This window comes from Pseudomonas sp. TE24901 (genome assembly GCF_054058375.1).
In genome coordinates this window covers 147693-164298 of the sequence record NZ_JBSSAF010000005.1, presented here as the reverse complement: position 1 = coordinate 164298, position 16606 = coordinate 147693, and the positions used below count along the sequence as shown (strand labels likewise).

The following is a 16606-nucleotide window of genomic DNA, read 5'->3' as shown; positions in this document are numbered from 1 at the left end:
CGGAAGGATCAGGGGAACGTCACGCTGTACTGCACGTTGGTGCTGACCAGGCCTTTGCCGGCAGCGCCACCTGTGGCGATGTAGCGTGCATGGAACGGCAGGGTCGCAATGCCGCCAGTGACGGTGGCCGGTGTGGAGTTCTGGCTGGCGCGCAAGTCGATCGGTTTATTGATCGCCGCGTCGACGATTTGAACTTCAACATTCGACGCCGGTGTAGCGCTGGCCATGTTTTTCAGGTTGCCGGTGGCCGGGTTGATCGCTGGGCTGGTGGCCTCATACAAGACCGCGACCTTAGTGCCATCCGGGCAAGTGGCATTGCCGCCGACGTAGATAGCGTAGGCCTTGCTGCCGCCGGTGGCGCCATTCCCGGCGAGGGCGGAGGACTGGACAGTTGGAAGGACTACCGGAAAGTTAGCCCCCGACCCTGGCGCCGCGCCTGTACCGCCACTGATGGTGCACGTGGTCCCGGTGATCGCGCCGGTGATCGAGATGGTGCCATCGGCTGCGAACACCGAACCCGCGCAGAAACCGGAAACGGCCAATAGTGTTGCAGCCAGCGTGTATTTTTTCATGCTAATGCTTTCCCTAATAGGTGACGGAGTAATCTGAAACAACGCAGGACACTGTTATTTGCGTCGTAGTACTGGGTGGCCGGCCGTCACAAGGGCGTTCCAGCGTCGAAGGCGACAAATGTTTTAAGAGGTTTCTGACGTTCAGAGCAGGCATAAAAAAGCCCGGTCGAGCGGGGCTCGACCGGGCTGATTTGAAACGAAAACCGACTTAATCGGTGGTCAACACGCCACGACGTACCTGGTCACGCTCGATGGACTCGAACAACGCCTTGAAGTTGCCCTCGCCGAAGCCATCGTCGCCTTTACGCTGGATGAACTCGAAGAACACCGGGCCCATCAGGGTTTCCGAGAAGATCTGCAGCAGCAGGCGTTTGTCACCTTCGATGGACGAACCGTCCAGCAAGATGCCGCGGGCTTGCAGTTGGTCAACCGGCTCGCCGTGGTTCGGCAGGCGGCCCTCGAGCATTTCGTAGTAGGTGTCCGGTGGCGCGGTCATGAAGCGCATACCAATCTTCTTCAGTGCGTCCCAGGTCTTGACCAGGTCTTCGGTGAGGAATGCCACGTGCTGGATACCCTCACCGTTGAACTGCATCAGGAACTCTTCGATCTGGCCGGCGCCCTTGGACGACTCTTCGTTCAGCGGGATGCGGATCATGCCGTCCGGGGCGCTCATGGCCTTGGAGGTCAGGCCGGTGTATTCGCCTTTGATGTCGAAGTAGCGCGCTTCACGGAAGTTGAACAGCTTCTCGTAGAAGTTGGCCCAGTAGACCATGCGCCCGCGATAGACGTTGTGGGTCAGGTGGTCGATGACTTTAAGGCCTGCGCCGACCGGATTGCGCTCCACGCCTTCGAGGTAAACGAAGTCGATGTCGTAGATCGAGCTGCCTTCGCCAAAACGGTCGATCAGGTACAGCGGCGCACCGCCAATGCCTTTGATCGCCGGCAGGTTGAGTTCCATCGGGCCGGTTTCGATATGAATGGGCTGGGCACCCAGTTCAAGCGCGCGGTTGTAGGCCTTTTGCGAGTCCTTGACGCGGAACGCCATGCCGCACACCGACGGGCCGTGTTCCGCCGCGAAGTAGGAGGCGAGGCTGTCGGGTTCGTTGTTGAGGATCAGGTTGATCTCGCCCTGGCGGTACAGGTGCACGTTCTTGGAGCGGTGGGTCGCGACTTTGGTGAAGCCCATGATCTCGAAGATCGGCTCCAGGGTGCCCGGGGTCGGCGAGGCGAACTCGATGAATTCAAAGCCCATCAGGCCCATTGGGTTTTCGTATTGGTCTGCCATGGTGGCACCTCATCATTCTTGTAATAAACAGTGTTATTTGCGAGCAAGGATGAGGTTGCAGGGTGGCGCACAGGAAAGGCCTCGCACGCTGCGGGCGAGGAAGTCACCAAAGATGAGGGGGGAGCCGAGTCGCTTCATGGTGTCATCAGTCTCTGACGGCTTAGGCTTGCGTGAGCGCAAGTCCATATTCTTGTATGCGTAAATCGATTCTACACAGCGTAACAGTGTTTGTCCGTACTCTTATCAAATCCCCATTGCCCTGGCCCGTGCAAGGGGTTTGTTGCACAGGAAGATACCCAGCAGGATCACCCCTCCCCCCACTGACATGGCCAGGGTCAATTGCTCACCCAGCAACAGCGCCCCGCAGATGACGGCCGTCAGTGGATTGAGCGCAATAAACACACCGGAACGCGTTGCGCCGATACGTCGGATGCCGTCGTAGTAGCCGATATAGGCCACGGCGGACCCCAACACACCCAAATAAAGCAGGCTCAGCAGTTGAGGCGCATGGATCGCATGGAACGCTGCAAACGTGAACCGGCCCATGATCAGGCTGGCGAGCGTCAGCATCAGGGTTCCCAGCAACACCGACCAGGTGACGGTTTGCAACGGGCCTAAAGCCTTGTTGAGCTCCCGGGAACACAACGAGTAGACGCCCCACCCCGCCACACAACCGAAAATCAGCAGATCCCCGCGCCAGGCCAGGGCTGTGCCCTGCAGCAACTGTGGGTTTCGGCTGACAATGACCGTTGCGGCCCCACCCAGGCACAGGGCGATACCTGCAACCTTATTCGCCCCCATCCGCTCCTTGAACACAAGCCAGGAGGCCAGGCCAATCACCGCCGGGTTCAACGCGACGATCAGCGATGCCCGGGAGGCGTTGATGAACTGCAGTCCATAGAAAAAACACAGGTTGTAGAAAAAGATGCCGAAGAACCCAAGCAGCGCCAAGCGCAGAAGTTGCCCGGCGCTGGGGCACACGAGAGGAACGCGTGCGCAGGCCATGAACAGCAGCAGTGCCACGCTGGCCATGAGAAAACGCAGGCTGGAGGCCAGCAGCGGGTCAATCGTACCCGCCAGGAAGCGTCCCGCCACAAAGGTGCCGCCCCATACCATGGTGACGGCGGCCAGCTTTAGATAGGTAACGTGGTCGGAAGAATCACGCATGAACACAGTGCTCGATGAGGAAGGGATTGGCGCATTGTTCTGGTAATCTCAGCTCATCGTAAAATGAGTGTTTGCTCATGACCCTGACCCAGCTTGAAATCTTTTCCCTCGTGGCTGAGCTGCAAGGCTTCACCAGTGCGGCCCAACGCCTGGGTATCAGCCAGTCGGCGGTGTCCCATGCCATCAAGGGGCTGGAGCAGGAGCTGGGTGTGGACCTGTTCCGGCGTCACCAATCCCAGGTCCAACTCACGGATATCGGCACGCAGTTGCTGCTGCGCGCGCGGGCCATGCTTGGCCTCGCGGACACGTTGCAGCAGGAAGCCGCCGATGCCCGGGGCCTCAAGCGCGGCACGCTGCGCATCGGCTCGTTCGGCCCAACGTCTTCCATTCGTTTGTTGCCACGCATCCTCACGCGGTTTCATCAGGCGTATCCGGGCATCGAGGTGCACATCGATGAAGGCCCCGACCGGCAGGTTGTACAGTGGCTGGATGAGCGGCGGATCGACATTGGTTTTGTGGTGCTGGAGCAGGAACGCTACGACACGTTCCCCTTGTTCACGGACGAAATGGTCGCCCTGCTACCGGCCAACCACACCTTGGCCAAGCGCCCTGCCCTGGCCTTGAAGGACTTGTGCGCCGATCCGTTCATTCTGACCGAGGCCGGTTCCTCGGAGTTGGTGTCGCGCTTGTTCAACACTGCCCGCCTCACGCCGAATGTGCGCTACCGCTGCGCGCAGTTGCTCAGCACGCTGGATGTGGTCAGCCGTGGAGAGGCGGTGACGGTGGTGGCGCAAGCGTCGCTGCCGCTCACCCCGGACCCGCGTTACGTGCAACGCCCCCTGATACCGGCTGTTCCACGCAGTATCGGGTTGGCGGTGCTGGACCGACGGCAATCCTCCCCGGCAGCGCTGGCCTTTATTCGGGTAGCGCAAAGCCTGGACTATTCGTCGTTGGGTTAACTCAGGCGAGCTTAATCAGCCCGGGCCATCTATCATCGTCCTATTCCAGCCACAGGCCGCATTGTCCATGCCCCTCACCGTCACAGGCCCGCGAAAACGCGCCACGCGCTACCTGATCACCACCCTCAGCGGCCTGTTACCCATCGCCTTGGGTGTGGTCATCCTGTACTGGCAAGCCGAGCGTACCTTGCAATTGAGCACGGCCCAGACCGCACAGGAAGCCGTTCGGCAATTCGACCTGATGCTGGACAATACCTATCTCGCCGCCCAGGCCTTATTGCCACTGGCCGGCCAGCCGTGTGACAGCGGTGCGCAACTGGCGCTGCGTGAACAGGTGACCCGCCGCCCCTTTGTGCGAGCCACGACCCTGTCCTGGAAGAGAAACATCCATTGCACATCGCTGTTTGGCGGCAACTACGAGTCGGCGGTCAACCCGGACGATTACGTTGATGGCACGCTGTGGTTGATGAATGGCAACCCGGTCACGCCCGATACAGCGCTACTCGTGTACCGGCTGGTAGATGGCGATAAAGCCGCGTTTGCCTCTATCGACGGTTACCACCTGACCAACGCCCTGCGCCTGATCAGCCGTTACGCGCACCTTATCCTGCAAGTGGGCCCCAACTGGCTGGACGCCGAGGGCAAGGTGCATGACAACGCAGTGCCGCAGTTTCCCGTGGCCCATCATCACTTGGTGTCTTCGCGTTATCACTACAGCGTCGACGCCGGCATGCCCGCCGGTGAAGTGTGGCGCTACATGGAAGCCCGCTACCCCGCGCTGTTCAGCCTGCTGATGTTCTTTGGTGTATTGGCCGGCGTGCTTGCGCACTGGTTGCAAAAGCGTTCATCGGCACCGACCCACGAGTTGCAGCGGGCTTTGGGGGCCAACGAGTTCATTCCCTACTTCCAGCCTGTGGTACGTGGCGACACCCGCCAATGGGCCGGTTGCGAAGTGTTGATGCGCTGGCAGCACCCGAAGGAAGGCCTGGTGCGCCCCGACCTGTTTATTCCGTTGGCTGAGCATTCCGGCCTGATCGTGCCCATGACCCGGTCGCTCCTGCGTCAGACCGCTGCTCAGTTGGCCCCCCATGCCGAGCGTTTCTCGCCGGGTTTTCACGTGGGTGTGAACATCACCGCGCGGCACTGTCAGGACCTCGCGCTGGTAGACGACTGCCGCGAGTTTCTTGCGGCCTTTACACCAGGCCAGGTCACGCTGGTGCTGGAGTTGACCGAACGCGAGTTGATCGAACCTACCAACATCACACGCCAGCTATTCGACGCTCTGCATGAACTGGGCGTGATGATCGCCATCGATGACTTCGGTACTGGACACTCGAGCCTGGGTTACTTGCGTAACTTCAATGTGGACTACTTGAAGATCGACCAAAGCTTTGTCGCGATGATCGGCGCGGATGCGCTCTCGCGGCATATTCTGGACAGCATCATTGAACTGTCCGGCAAACTCGACCTGGGGATCGTCGCCGAAGGCGTGGAAACAACCGAGCAATGCGAATATCTGGCGGCACAAGGTGTGGATTTCCTGCAGGGTTATCTGTTCGGACGGCCTCTTCCATGTGAGGAGTTCATTAAATCACTGAGCAGCCATTGAATAGCCATCTACCACCCTTGATGAAAGCGTGTTATTTCGACAAAAGTCATGATTTACTCGTGATGAATTAACTACTACAATTTTTCGTGCCTGTGCACAACTCGCAGAAAGGTTTCTTTCTTTGAGTCACCTTAAAGCTCTTGGCTTATAGCGTTGTCTGCAGTTGATATCAGCCAAATACACTATTGGAGTACAGATTTTGTCCAGACTCGCCGAATTTCGCGCAGCAGAAAAAGCCCTTCAAGAGCAGCTTGCCCAGCTGGAATCCCTGAAGAACGACGCCGGCCTGAAGAAAGAAATCGAATTCGAAGAAAAGCTTCAAGCGCTGATGAAGACCTACGGCAAAGGCCTGCGCGACATCATTTCCATCCTTGACCCTAACCCGGGCAAGGCCTCCGCTGCTGTCGCCGCGCCTAAACAGCGCCGCGCACGTGTGGTCAAGGTCTACCAGAACCCGCACACCGGTGAGCTGATCGAAACCAAAGGCGGCAACCACCGCGGCCTGAAGGCCTGGAAAGAACAGTACGGCGCCGCCACTGTAGATTCCTGGCTTCGCGGCTGATCAACATGCACTAACAAAGAGCCCCGCACATGCGGGGCTTTTTGTTTAAGTCTGGCGAGGAGCGCCAAGGTTCGAAATCGAACTTAACTAACAGTTCATCTCTTTCACAATCGAGGGACGCCCTGCTTATAGTTTCAGGCTTGCACGCACCGCACTGACTTCATCTTTGCTTGCTTCGTAGGCCTGCGCCTGGCCCGCGTACGAAAAGACATACGCCTTATCGGCATCTACCGCCCCCACTAGTGTTTGCGACAACACATGTCGCCCGTTCTCGGTAATCACACAAGTGGTTTCCAGTGCATCAAGACGACTCAATGTCGAGGGGTGCATCTTGCTGCACACGCTTTGATAACCGCCTTTGGCAAAATCCTTCTGGATGGATTTGCGCATTTCCAGCAGCACGCCTTGAAGATTAACTTTATGCCCGGCATCGATCGGCGTTGCGGTCAACTCCATGACCATCAAGGTAGTGCCATTTTCATCGTTCTTGATTGCGCGTTGGCGCGACACGGTTGCAGGGGTGGCGGGCGCTTGATCATCCGACACCACTTCTTCCACTTGCCAGCCGCTGGGCCAGTGGATTTCCGGGTCGGCCGCCAGCGCAAACGGGCTGCCCAACAGCAGGCACAACGAACTCAACAGCGGTTTACGGAACTCAATCATTGCCAGAAACACCCAAGGTTCAAGCCTCAAAGTTTGAGGCCCGACACCGACTGGTCGCAAGCGCCGCGTGACCTTTTTCATTTGGCGCCCTGGGCGGGCCTTGCGTATCATGACCCCGCTGCACGGATGCCAGCCGCAAGCCAAGGGAACGCTCCTGTCACCGGAGCCGCGTTTGCCCCATTTTTTTCTGGAGGGCCCATGAGCCTGCACGAACTGAACACTTTCCCGGGCGTCACTGCCCAGCCTGACACCGCCACCGCGAACTTCGTGTTCAACCACACCATGCTACGGGTCAAGGACATCACCAAGTCGCTGGACTTCTACACCCGCGTCCTGGGGTTCTCCCTGGTTGAAAAGCGTGATTTCCCGGAAGCCGAATTCAGCCTGTACTTCCTGGCCCTGGTGGACAAATCCCAGATCCCGGCCGATGCCGCCGAGCGCACCCAATGGATGAAATCGATCCCGGGCATCCTGGAACTGACCCACAACCACGGCACCGAAAACGACGCTGACTTCGCCTACCACAACGGCAACACCGACCCACGCGGTTTCGGTCATATCTGCATTTCAGTGCCGGACATCGTCGCGGCGTGCGAGCGTTTCGAAGCCCTGGGTTGCGACTTCCAGAAGCGCCTGAGCGATGGCCGCATGAAAAGCCTGGCGTTCATCAAGGACCCGGATGCGTACTGGGTTGAGATCATTCAGCCTGCGCCGCTGTAACCTGTATACCCCTTGCTGGCGATGGCAATTTTGAAATCGCCATCGCCGGCAAGCCGGCTCCTACGGAACGAAAAAGCCCCGTGATTGCTCACGGGGCTTTTTGTTTGTGGCCCAATCAGCCCGGGGCAGACGTGCGGATCAGGTGATCGAACGCACTGAGGGAAGCCTTCGCGCCCTCGCCTACTGCAATCACGATCTGCTTGTACGGCACCGTCGTGACGTCACCGGCAGCGAACACGCCAGGCAGTGAAGTCTCGCCGCGTGCATCCACGATGATCTCGCCGCGTGGTGTCAATTCCACGGTGCCTTTGAGCCAGTCGGTGTTGGGCAACAGGCCGATCTGCACAAAGATCCCTTCCAGGTCGATGGTCTTGAACTCACCGCTGTCGCGATCCTTGTAGGCCAAGCCCGTGACTTTCTGGCCGTCACCTTTGACTTCACTGGTCAGGGCGCTGGTGATCACGTCCACGTTCGGCAGGCTGTACAGCTTGCGCTGCAACACAGCGTCGGCGCGCAACTTGCTGTCGAACTCCAGCAAGGTGACGTGGCTGACGATGCCGGCCAGGTCGATGGCTGCTTCAACGCCGGAGTTACCGCCGCCGATCACCGCGACGCGTTTGCCTTTGAACAACGGGCCATCGCAGTGCGGGCAGAAGCACACGCCCTTGGCCTTGTATTCCTGCTCGCCCGGCACACCCATTTCACGCCAGCGGGCGCCGGTGGCCAGGATCACGGTCTTGGACTTGAGGGTTGCACCGCTTTCGAAGCGAATTTCGTGCAAGTCACCGGCGTTTTTCGCCGGGACAAGCGCACTGGCACGCTGCAGGTTCATGATGTCCACGTCGTACTGACGCACGTGGGCTTCCAGGGCGCTGGCCAGTTTGGGGCCTTCGGTTTCCTGTACCGAGATAAAGTTCTCGATGGACATGGTGTCCAGCACCTGACCGCCAAAGCGCTCAGCGGCGACGCCGGTGCGGATGCCTTTACGGGCCGCGTAGATGGCCGCGGAAGAACCGGCTGGGCCACCGCCGACGACGAGGACATCAAAGGCGTCTTTGGCGCTGATCTTTTCGGCGGCTTTTTCGATGCCGCTGGTGTCGAGCTTGGCGAGGATCTCTTCCAGGCCCATGCGGCCCTGGCCGAAGTTCACGCCATTGAGGTACACGCTCGGTACCGCCATGATTTGGCGTTCGTCGACTTCAGCCTGGAACAGCGCACCGTCGATGGCAACGTGGCGGATGTTCGGGTTGAGCACGGCCATCAGGTTCAGCGCCTGGACCACATCCGGGCAGTTCTGGCACGACAGTGAGAAGTAAGTCTCGAAGTTGAACTCGCCCTTGAGGGCACGGATCTGTTCAATCACTTCGACACTGGCCTTCGACGGGTGGCCACCGACTTGCAGCAGGGCCAGCACCAACGAAGTGAATTCATGACCCATGGGGATGCCGGCGAAACGCAGGCTGATCTCGGCACCCGGGCGGTTGATGGAGAACGACGGCTTGCGCGCATCATTGCCATCGGTTTTCAGGGTGATCAGCGTGGTGAGGCTGACAACATCCTGCAACAGGGCAAGCATTTCCTGGGATTTCGCACCGTCATCAAGGGAGGCGACGATCTCGATCGGCTGGGTGACCCGTTCCAGGTATGACTTCAACTGAGCTTTAAGATTGGCGTCCAACATACGGGCGATTTCCTGTTCATTCGGTTTATTGCAGACAAAAAAACGCCCGAGCGAATCTCGCCCGGGCGTTTTGAGGGCGGATGCAGCTTACTTAGGTGCGGCGTACCGCCCTTGAGACTTCACAGACTTAGATCTTGCCGACCAGGTCCAGGGACGGAGCCAGGGTAGCCTCGCCTTCTTTCCACTTGGCTGGGCATACTTCGCCTGGGTGGGCAGCCACGTACTGGGCCGCCTTGATTTTGCGCAGCAGTTCGGAAGCGTCACGACCAACACCGCCGTCGTTCAGCTCAACGATCTTGATCTGACCTTCTGGGTTGATCACGAAAGTACCGCGGTCTGCCAGGCCAGCTTCTTCGATCAGCACGTCGAAGTTGCGGGAGATGGTCAGGGTTGGGTCGCCGATCATGGTGTACTGGATTTTGCCGATGGCTGGCGAAGTGTTGTGCCAGGCAGCGTGGGCGAAGTGGGTGTCGGTGGAAACGCTGTAGATTTCGACGCCCAGTTTCTGGAATTCGGCGTAGTTGTCAGCCAGGTCTTCCAGCTCGGTTGGGCAAACGAAGGTGAAGTCGGCTGGGTAGAAGAACACAACGGACCACTTGCCTTTCAGGTCAGCGTCGGACACATCTACGAAGTTGCCGTTTTTGTATGCAGTCGCTTTGAACGGTTTTACTTGGCTGTTGATGATAGGCATCGTTGACTCTCCGTCAGGGGTTAAGAAGTTGATGAGGTGAATCCTACCCACTCTCTCGACCGATGGCTCATTGGCAAACCTGATGCTGGCAATTGGTTTTCCCTATCAGGTAACTGTATTAATAGAAGAAATCTCAAATCAGCGGTTGGGTGGCCAACGTCATGCCGAGAAAGGGCGTCGCTTCAACATAGCGCATGGCGGATTTCATGTCGTTCCAACCGACGTAACTCATCAGCGACTTCAGGTCCCAGCCGCTGCGGTGGGCCCAGGTGGCGAAGCCGCGACGCAGTGAGTGACTGGTGTAGTGATCCGCAGGAATACCCGCTCGCTCCAGGGCCTGACGCAACAGTGGAATCACGCTGTTGGGATGCAACCCCTCCTCGCCCAGGTTGCCCCAGCGATCAATCGCACGGAATACCGGGCCGCGCACCAGTGCAGAGGTGCTGAGCCACTCGCTGTAGGCCTGCACCGGGCAAAGCCGCAACAGCGCCGGCGTCTGATAAGTCTTGCCGAGGTTGTCACGGTCACTCTTGCTGCGCGGCAGGTACAGGCTGATGCCAGCCCCGGGCATAGCTTGAACGTGCTGGATTTCCAGGCGACAGATCTCATCGCTACGAAACCCGCGCCAGAACCCCAGCAGGATCAGTGCTGTGTCGCGCTTGGCGCGAAGCAAGCCAGGCATGTCCTGGGCGTCACTCGCCGCCTTCGCTTCGGCCTCTAAAGAGGCAACCACCTGCTCCAGATGCTTGAGCTGCAGAGGCTCAGCCTGCTTTTCCCGCGCAGGGTGCACAGCACGAATCCCTTTGAGCACCTTACGCACCATTGGCGCCTTGGTCGGGTCTGGAAACCCCTGGCTGGTGTGCCACTGCGCCAATGCTGACAGCCGCAATTTCAACGTGTTGACCGCCAGCACGCCAGCGTGGGCGACCAGATAACGCGCCACGCTGTCGCTGGTGGCCGGCAGGAAACCGCCCCAGCTCACTTCAAAATGCTCGATGGCCGCACGGTAGCTGCGGCGGGTGTTGTCGCGGGTGGCCGCGTTTAGGTAACGATCCAGATCGCTCATGAGGGGCCTATTCGTACTGCCATTGGGCGATGCGTGCGCAAAAGCACGCTTAACACGGGATAATACGCCAATATCCCATCTGTTAAATCATGATTTTGAACATGTTTTTATTGATGATATAGTATGTTAATACATACCACATACCACACTATCAAATCGACGGAGACCCCATGGCGCGCGGCGGCATCAACAAAGCAGTGGTTCAAACGGCCCGCCTGGCCATCCTGGCCCGTGGCGAGAACCCCAGCATCGACGCAGTACGCATCGAAATGGGCAACACCGGCTCGAAAACCACGATTCATCGCTATCTGAAAGAACTGGACGACAGCGAAACCCGCCTGACCATCACCGAGGCGCCCATCGACGACGAGCTTGGCGAACTGGTGGCGCGGCTGGCCCAACGCCTGAAAGAAAAAGCCCAGGAGCCCATCGACCTGGCCCTGGCGCAATTCGAACAACAGAAAACTGCCCTGCTCGCCCAGCTGGAAACCCTGGAAGAAGCCCACGGCCAACTCAAGCAGCAATTTGATATTCAAGCCTCCGCCCTGGCCGAGGAAAGCGCTGCCCTGCAAACCACCACCACCAGCCTGCAGACCGAGCAGACCCGCAATGCCGGGCTGAGCCAGGCCTGCAGCGACTATGAGTTGCGGATCAACGACAAGGACGAGCAGATTCGCTCACTGGAAGAAAAGCATCTGCACGCCCGGGACGCGCTTGAGCACTACCGCAACGCAATCAAGGATCAACGCGAGCAGGAGCAGCGCCGCCATGAGGGGCAACTGCAACAGGTCCAGGCGGAGCTGCGCCAGGCCCAGCAGAGCGCATTGGTGCGCCAGGACGAAATCACGCAGTTGCACCGCGACAATGAGCGACTGCTGATCGAGCACCGCGTGACCGCGAAAGAATTGACTGCACTGCAGGAACAAACCCGAAAAGACCTGGCCCTGCAGCTCAAGTTGAGCGAACAGGTCAGCCAGATCGACAGCGAACGCACGCTGCTTCAGGAACGCTTGCGCGTTGCCGTGCTGGAAAGTCAGTCGCGCCAGGAGGCGCTGGCAACTCACCAACAGGCAAACAAAGCGCTGGAACTGGACCTGATCAAGGCCCAGGCCAGTATCGAGGCATTGCGTCTGGCCGCCGTCGTTGCAACGGCGCCAGAGCAGACACCGCCAGCCTGATCAGCCGGCCACAGGCGTGCGCATAGTGACGAACTCTTCCGCCGCCGTCGGGTGCACGCCGATGGTTTCATCGAAATGCCGCTTGGTCGCGCCCGCCTTGAGCGCGATCGCCAAGCCCTGCACGATCTCGCCGGCGTCGGGGCCGACCATGTGGCAACCCAGCACCTTGTCGGTGTCAGCGTCCACCACCAGCTTCATCAAGGTTCTTTCCTGGCAGTCGGTCAAGGTCAGCTTCATCGGCCGGAAGCGGCTTTCGAAGACCTGCACATTATGGCCGTTCTTCTTCGCCTCTTCTTCGGTCAAGCCCACGGTGCCGATGTTCGGCAAGCTGAACACCGCCGTCGGAATCATGGCGTAATCCACTGGGCGGTACTGCTCAGGCTTGAAAAGGCGACGCGCTACGGCCATGCCTTCGGCCAAGGCAACCGGCGTCAACTGCACGCGACCAATCACATCACCGATGGCCAGGATCGACGACTCGGCGGTCTGGTACAGGCCATCCACTTCAACGAAGCCGCGCTTGTCCAATTTGACGCTGGTGTTTTCCAGCCCAAGGTTATCCAGCATCGGGCGACGGCCGGTGGCGTAAAACACGCAATCGGCTTCCAGTACACGACCGTCCTTGAGAGTGGCCTTGAGGCTGCCGTCCGCTTGCTTGTCGATGCGCTCGATGTCTGCGTTGAATTGCAGGTCCAGGCCCCGCTTGGTCAGCTCTTCCTTCAGGTGCGTGCGCACCGAGCCATCAAAGCCGCGCAGGAACAGATCGCCGCGATACAACAGCGAGGTCTGCGCGCCCAGCCCGTGGAAAATGCCGGCGAACTCGACGGCAATGTAGCCGCCCCCCACCACCAGCACGCGTTTTGGCAGCTCTTTCAGGAAGAACGCTTCGTTGGAGCCGATGGCGTGCTCGCGCCCCGGAATTTCCGGGATCTGTGGCCAGCCGCCGGTGGCAATCAAGATGTGCTTGGCAGTGAAGCGCTCACCGTTGATTTCCACCTGATGCGGGCCCACCAGCCGCGCATGGCCTTCATGCAAGGTCACGCCACTGTTGACCAGCAGGTTGCGGTAGATGCCATTGAGGCGGTTGATTTCGCGGTCCTTGTTGGCGATCAGGGTCGCCCAATCAAAGTTCGCCTCACCCAGCGACCAGCCAAACCCGCTGGCTTGTTCAAAGTCTTCGGCAAAATGCGCGCCGTACACCAACAGTTTTTTCGGCACGCAACCGACGTTTACGCACGTACCGCCCAGGTAGCGGCTCTCGGCTACCGCCACCTTGGCACCAAAGCCCGCAGCAAAGCGTGCAGCACGAACACCGCCGGAACCGGCGCCAATTACATACAGGTCAAAATCGTAGGCCATTTCACTCTCCTCGGCAGGCCATCAGCATACCGACTTACGTGGGGCTGAAAAACGAAAAAGCCACCCGAAGGTGGCTTTTTACTTGGCGGGGCTGACTGAACTCAGTAGGCCTTGCCGGTCTTGTAGAAATGCTCGAAGCAGAAGTTGGTCGCCTCAATGTAGCCTTCGGCGCCACCGCAGTCGAAACGCTGGCCTTTGAACTTGTAGGCAATCACGCAGCCGTCTTTGGCTTGCTTCAACAGGGCGTCGGTGATCTGGATTTCGCCGCCTTTGCCTGGCTCGGTTTCTTCGATCAGCTTGAAGATGTCCGGGGTCAGGATGTAGCGACCAATAATCGCCAGGTTCGACGGGGCATCTTCCGGCGCTGGCTTCTCAACCATGTCACGTACGCGGATCAGGCCATCGCCGATTTCGTCGCCGGCGATCACGCCGTACTTGTTGGTTTCCGAAGGGTCCACTTCCTGGACCGCAACGATGGTGCAACGGTACTTTTTGTACAGGTCGACCATCTGCTCCAGCACGCCCTTGCCGTCCAGGTTGACGCACAGGTCATCCGCCAATACCACGGCGAATGGTTCATCACCGATCAGCGGGCGGCCGGTCAGGATCGCGTGGCCCAGGCCTTTCATCTGGGTCTGGCGAGTGTAGGAGAACGAGCACTCGTCCAGCAGACGACGGATGCCGACCAGGTATTTTTCCTTGTCGGTGCCCTTGATCTGGTTTTCCAGCTCATAGCTGATGTCGAAGTGGTCTTCCAGCGCGCGCTTACCACGGCCGGTCACGATGGAGATTTCGTTCAGGCCGGCATCCAGTGCCTCTTCGACGCCGTACTGAATCAGTGGCTTGTTCACCACCGGCAGCATCTCTTTGGGCATGGCTTTGGTCGCTGGCAAGAAGCGAGTGCCGTAACCGGCTGCTGGGAACAAGCATTTCTTGATCATATAAGTCCTTACTAAAGGGCTGTGCGTACGGAATTCGGCGCAGTCTAATCAGGCCGCAGTCACCTTACAATGGGTCCTGCTGGCGTTGCGATGTCATCATAGAGAAAAAATGTCGGCGTAAGTTCCGCTGATCCTACGAAGAGCTTCACTGGCGGCATGGCAAAACAAGCCTTTGCCCCTTTGCTTAAAGGGGCTGCAACCGTTTTACCACGCTTTTGACCATACGACACTGACCTGCAACAACTTGCGCGGCCCGAGGTCATTTGGCGCTATCATGGACCGCTTGAACCAGACCACGAGATTGACAGATGTCCGAACCAAAAGGCGTAAACGGCTACTTGATCACGAAGCGAGCAGACGGCTGGCACCTGATCAACTTCCACGGCGACAGCGTTGCCGGTGCTTTCGCAACCGAAAGCCAAGCGATTGCAGTGGCTGAAGTGTTCGTGGACGAAGCAGGCCACGCGTCGAGCAAACGACCTAAGGGCAAGTAAGCTTATCAAGCCACACAGAAAGCCCCGTTGATCGGGGCTTTTTTGTGCGCGCGCGTTTTTAGCCACCCTCAACCTTACTTGCCCAACACCGCACTATTCGTTGAGATGAATGCATACCCCCCTATTGCATTCACAAAGCTGTAATACCATTCCTACAACTAACACACCATGTAAACCCCGCTCAACAATCGTCGTGTAGTTAATATCCTACAGCCGAAACTCTAGTTTTGGCAAATAGCCATAATCCACCTACATATTCCGATACATCTAGACTACGCAACTAAACGAATCCAGCGACTTACTTTTTAAAGTACGGCCCTGACAATCACCTGACTTCGGAAAAAGCCTGAACAGGCAATACAACTAGTTGGAAAATTTAAAACTTTCCACGTTCAAGTCGAGGGCGGGCCCGAAGCATTAATACCAGCGTCGCAATGGCATCGACCATTGCTGTATGCCTGGAAAGTCCTGCACGCAACTGCGTTGGGATTGACTGATGACATTCACTAATAGATGGGTCTTTGCAAATGAAAACTGAAATGAAAACTGCGCTGTTGTCTCTCGGGCTGTTGATGGGATCGATGCCTGCCGTTCAAGCGGCGGATGGAACCGTTACGTTTTACGGCTCGGTTCACTCTGGCGCCTGTTCTATCAAGCCTGAATCCGTGGATCAATCAGTTAACTTGGGGGCCATCGCAAAGCATCAACTGCAAGCCGGAGGCAAATCCAGCGCCCGGCCTGTACGCATTGAACTTGAAGGCTGCGACCTGACTGGCCTTACCGACAACACGGTGACGACCACCTTTACAGCGGCGCCATCGACCGTGGTGCCTGGTGCGATCGGCACCGTCGGGGGCGCGGGCAACATTGGCATCATGATGACCCATGGTGGCGCGCCTATCGACCTGGGTACACCGACCCGCCCGCAGGCCATTGTCGCCGGTGATAACACCCTGGAATTCGGTGCCTATGTGCAGGGTGCAGCCACGGGCGACATCGTCCCCGGTGATTTCAGCGCCGTCACCAATTTCACCCTGGCTTATCAGTGAGTATTCCCCCCGCCACCACAGTGGCGGGGGGCAACTGGCGGGAGATAACGGTGAAAACATTCAAAAACCTCGCTATTACCAGCTCACTGATGATGTCCATCGGACAAGTACTTGCCCAAGGTCAAGGCGACGGGGTTGTGACATTGGGCGGAGAGATCATTGATTCTGCCTGCGGGCTGGAACTGTCCAGTGTCGATCAGACAATCGAAATGCCTCCGGAGCCCATCGGCCGGCTGTTGCGCAATACGCTGGGCGCACCACACCCCTTTCAACTGCGCCTGGTCAACTGTTCATTGACACGCCCCGATCCGAATCGCCCAGGCGCAACGCTGCCCGACTGGGAACATCTGCGGGTAACGTTTGATGGAGCCCCCGACAGGGATGGCCGCTCCTTTGCTGCCACAGGCCTGTCCCAAGGCGTGGCGTTTCATATTTGGGATTCCACAGGCCAGGAGAGTGTCCCGGGCGAGCGCATGGCCCCGCATCCCTTGAATGAGGGTGACATGACACTGAACTACACGCTTCGTCTGGTCGGCAACGGGTTGCAGTTATTGCCCGGCGCGCACAGTGCCGCAGTGCGATTCAGGCTGGAATACTTTTGAACATTGAT

Annotated in this window: 17 protein-coding genes; 8 read left to right on the top strand and 9 right to left on the bottom strand. The window is 58.5% G+C overall.

The annotated features are described in order from the left end of the window. Window positions 1-8: 8 nt before the first annotated feature. The 3 genes from ACVWVP_RS11890 to ACVWVP_RS11880 form a co-directional block, all read right to left on the bottom strand. Window positions 9-572, bottom strand: coding sequence for a fimbrial protein (locus ACVWVP_RS11890; RefSeq protein WP_457406016.1), 564 nt, complete (start codon window positions 570-572; stop codon window positions 9-11). 208 nt (window positions 573-780) lie between these two features. After that, the gene (gene hppD, locus ACVWVP_RS11885; RefSeq protein WP_178920785.1) at window positions 781-1857 is read right to left on the bottom strand and encodes a 4-hydroxyphenylpyruvate dioxygenase; all 1077 of its coding nucleotides are present in this window, start codon (window positions 1855-1857) and stop codon (window positions 781-783) included. Between the two features lie 243 nt (window positions 1858-2100). Next, window positions 2101-3024 carry a DMT family transporter gene (locus ACVWVP_RS11880; RefSeq protein WP_457406014.1) on the bottom strand — a complete coding sequence of 308 codons (924 nt, stop codon included), beginning with the start codon at window positions 3022-3024 and terminating at the stop codon, window positions 2101-2103. A gap of 77 nt (window positions 3025-3101) precedes the next feature. Between ACVWVP_RS11880 and ACVWVP_RS11875 the strand changes: the two genes are divergently transcribed. The 3 genes from ACVWVP_RS11875 (at window position 3102) to ACVWVP_RS11865 (ending at window position 6154) form a co-directional block, all read left to right on the top strand. Continuing rightward, a complete protein-coding gene (locus tag ACVWVP_RS11875; RefSeq protein ID WP_457406012.1) occupies window positions 3102-3983 on the top strand; it encodes a LysR family transcriptional regulator in 882 nt (293 codons plus the stop codon). 67 nt (window positions 3984-4050) lie between these two features. Further along, window positions 4051-5592, top strand: coding sequence for an EAL domain-containing protein (locus ACVWVP_RS11870; RefSeq protein WP_457406010.1), 1542 nt, complete (start codon window positions 4051-4053; stop codon window positions 5590-5592). A gap of 199 nt (window positions 5593-5791) precedes the next feature. Further along, entirely contained in the window at window positions 5792-6154 is a 363-nt protein-coding gene (locus ACVWVP_RS11865) for a histone-like nucleoid-structuring protein, MvaT/MvaU family (RefSeq protein WP_178920776.1), read from the top strand. Window positions 6155-6280: 126 nt separating this feature from the next. On the opposite strand, the gene ACVWVP_RS11860 is transcribed toward ACVWVP_RS11865, so the two are convergent. Then, window positions 6281-6817: a DUF4946 domain-containing protein gene (locus ACVWVP_RS11860; RefSeq protein ID WP_178920817.1), complete on the bottom strand. Its 537-nt coding sequence runs from the start codon at window positions 6815-6817 to the stop codon at window positions 6281-6283. A 198-nt stretch (window positions 6818-7015) separates the two neighbouring features. On the opposite strand from ACVWVP_RS11860, the gene gloA reads away from it, so the two are divergent. After that, window positions 7016-7537, top strand: coding sequence for a lactoylglutathione lyase (gloA, locus tag ACVWVP_RS11855; RefSeq protein WP_012724171.1), 522 nt, complete (start codon window positions 7016-7018; stop codon window positions 7535-7537). Between the two features lie 115 nt (window positions 7538-7652). On the opposite strand, the gene ahpF is transcribed toward gloA, so the two are convergent. The 3 genes from ahpF to ACVWVP_RS11840 form a co-directional block, all read right to left on the bottom strand. Beyond that, on the bottom strand, window positions 7653-9218 hold the full coding sequence (gene ahpF, locus ACVWVP_RS11850) for an alkyl hydroperoxide reductase subunit F (RefSeq protein ID WP_457406007.1): 1566 nt from the start codon (window positions 9216-9218) through the stop codon (window positions 7653-7655). Window positions 9219-9345: 127 nt separating this feature from the next. Then, window positions 9346-9909: an alkyl hydroperoxide reductase subunit C gene (ahpC, locus tag ACVWVP_RS11845; RefSeq protein ID WP_010210361.1), complete on the bottom strand. Its 564-nt coding sequence runs from the start codon at window positions 9907-9909 to the stop codon at window positions 9346-9348. A 133-nt stretch (window positions 9910-10042) separates the two neighbouring features. Next, window positions 10043-10975, bottom strand: a complete 933-nt coding sequence (locus ACVWVP_RS11840; RefSeq protein WP_457406005.1) for a site-specific integrase — start codon at window positions 10973-10975, stop codon at window positions 10043-10045. Between the two features lie 170 nt (window positions 10976-11145). Between ACVWVP_RS11840 and ACVWVP_RS11835 the strand changes: the two genes are divergently transcribed. Beyond that, a complete protein-coding gene (locus ACVWVP_RS11835; protein WP_457406003.1) occupies window positions 11146-12153 on the top strand; it encodes a DNA-binding protein in 1008 nt (335 codons plus the stop codon). On the opposite strand, the gene gorA is transcribed toward ACVWVP_RS11835, so the two are convergent. After that, complete coding sequence (gorA, locus tag ACVWVP_RS11830) at window positions 12154-13512, bottom strand: glutathione-disulfide reductase (RefSeq protein ID WP_457406001.1); 1359 nt, start codon at window positions 13510-13512, stop codon at window positions 12154-12156. It lies immediately after the preceding gene. Between the two features lie 101 nt (window positions 13513-13613). Further along, a complete protein-coding gene (gene galU, locus ACVWVP_RS11825) occupies window positions 13614-14453 on the bottom strand; it encodes a UTP--glucose-1-phosphate uridylyltransferase GalU (RefSeq protein WP_178920769.1) in 840 nt (279 codons plus the stop codon). A 308-nt stretch (window positions 14454-14761) separates the two neighbouring features. Between galU and ACVWVP_RS11820 the strand changes: the two genes are divergently transcribed. From ACVWVP_RS11820 to ACVWVP_RS11810, 3 genes are all read left to right on the top strand, one after another. Then, a complete protein-coding gene (locus ACVWVP_RS11820) occupies window positions 14762-14947 on the top strand; it encodes a hypothetical protein (RefSeq protein ID WP_029294643.1) in 186 nt (61 codons plus the stop codon). 539 nt (window positions 14948-15486) lie between these two features. Next, window positions 15487-15996 carry a fimbrial protein gene (locus ACVWVP_RS11815; protein WP_457405997.1) on the top strand — a complete coding sequence of 170 codons (510 nt, stop codon included), beginning with the start codon at window positions 15487-15489 and terminating at the stop codon, window positions 15994-15996. 50 nt (window positions 15997-16046) lie between these two features. Further along, window positions 16047-16598 carry a fimbrial protein gene (locus ACVWVP_RS11810; protein WP_259171439.1) on the top strand — a complete coding sequence of 184 codons (552 nt, stop codon included), beginning with the start codon at window positions 16047-16049 and terminating at the stop codon, window positions 16596-16598. Window positions 16599-16606 lie beyond the last annotated feature (8 nt).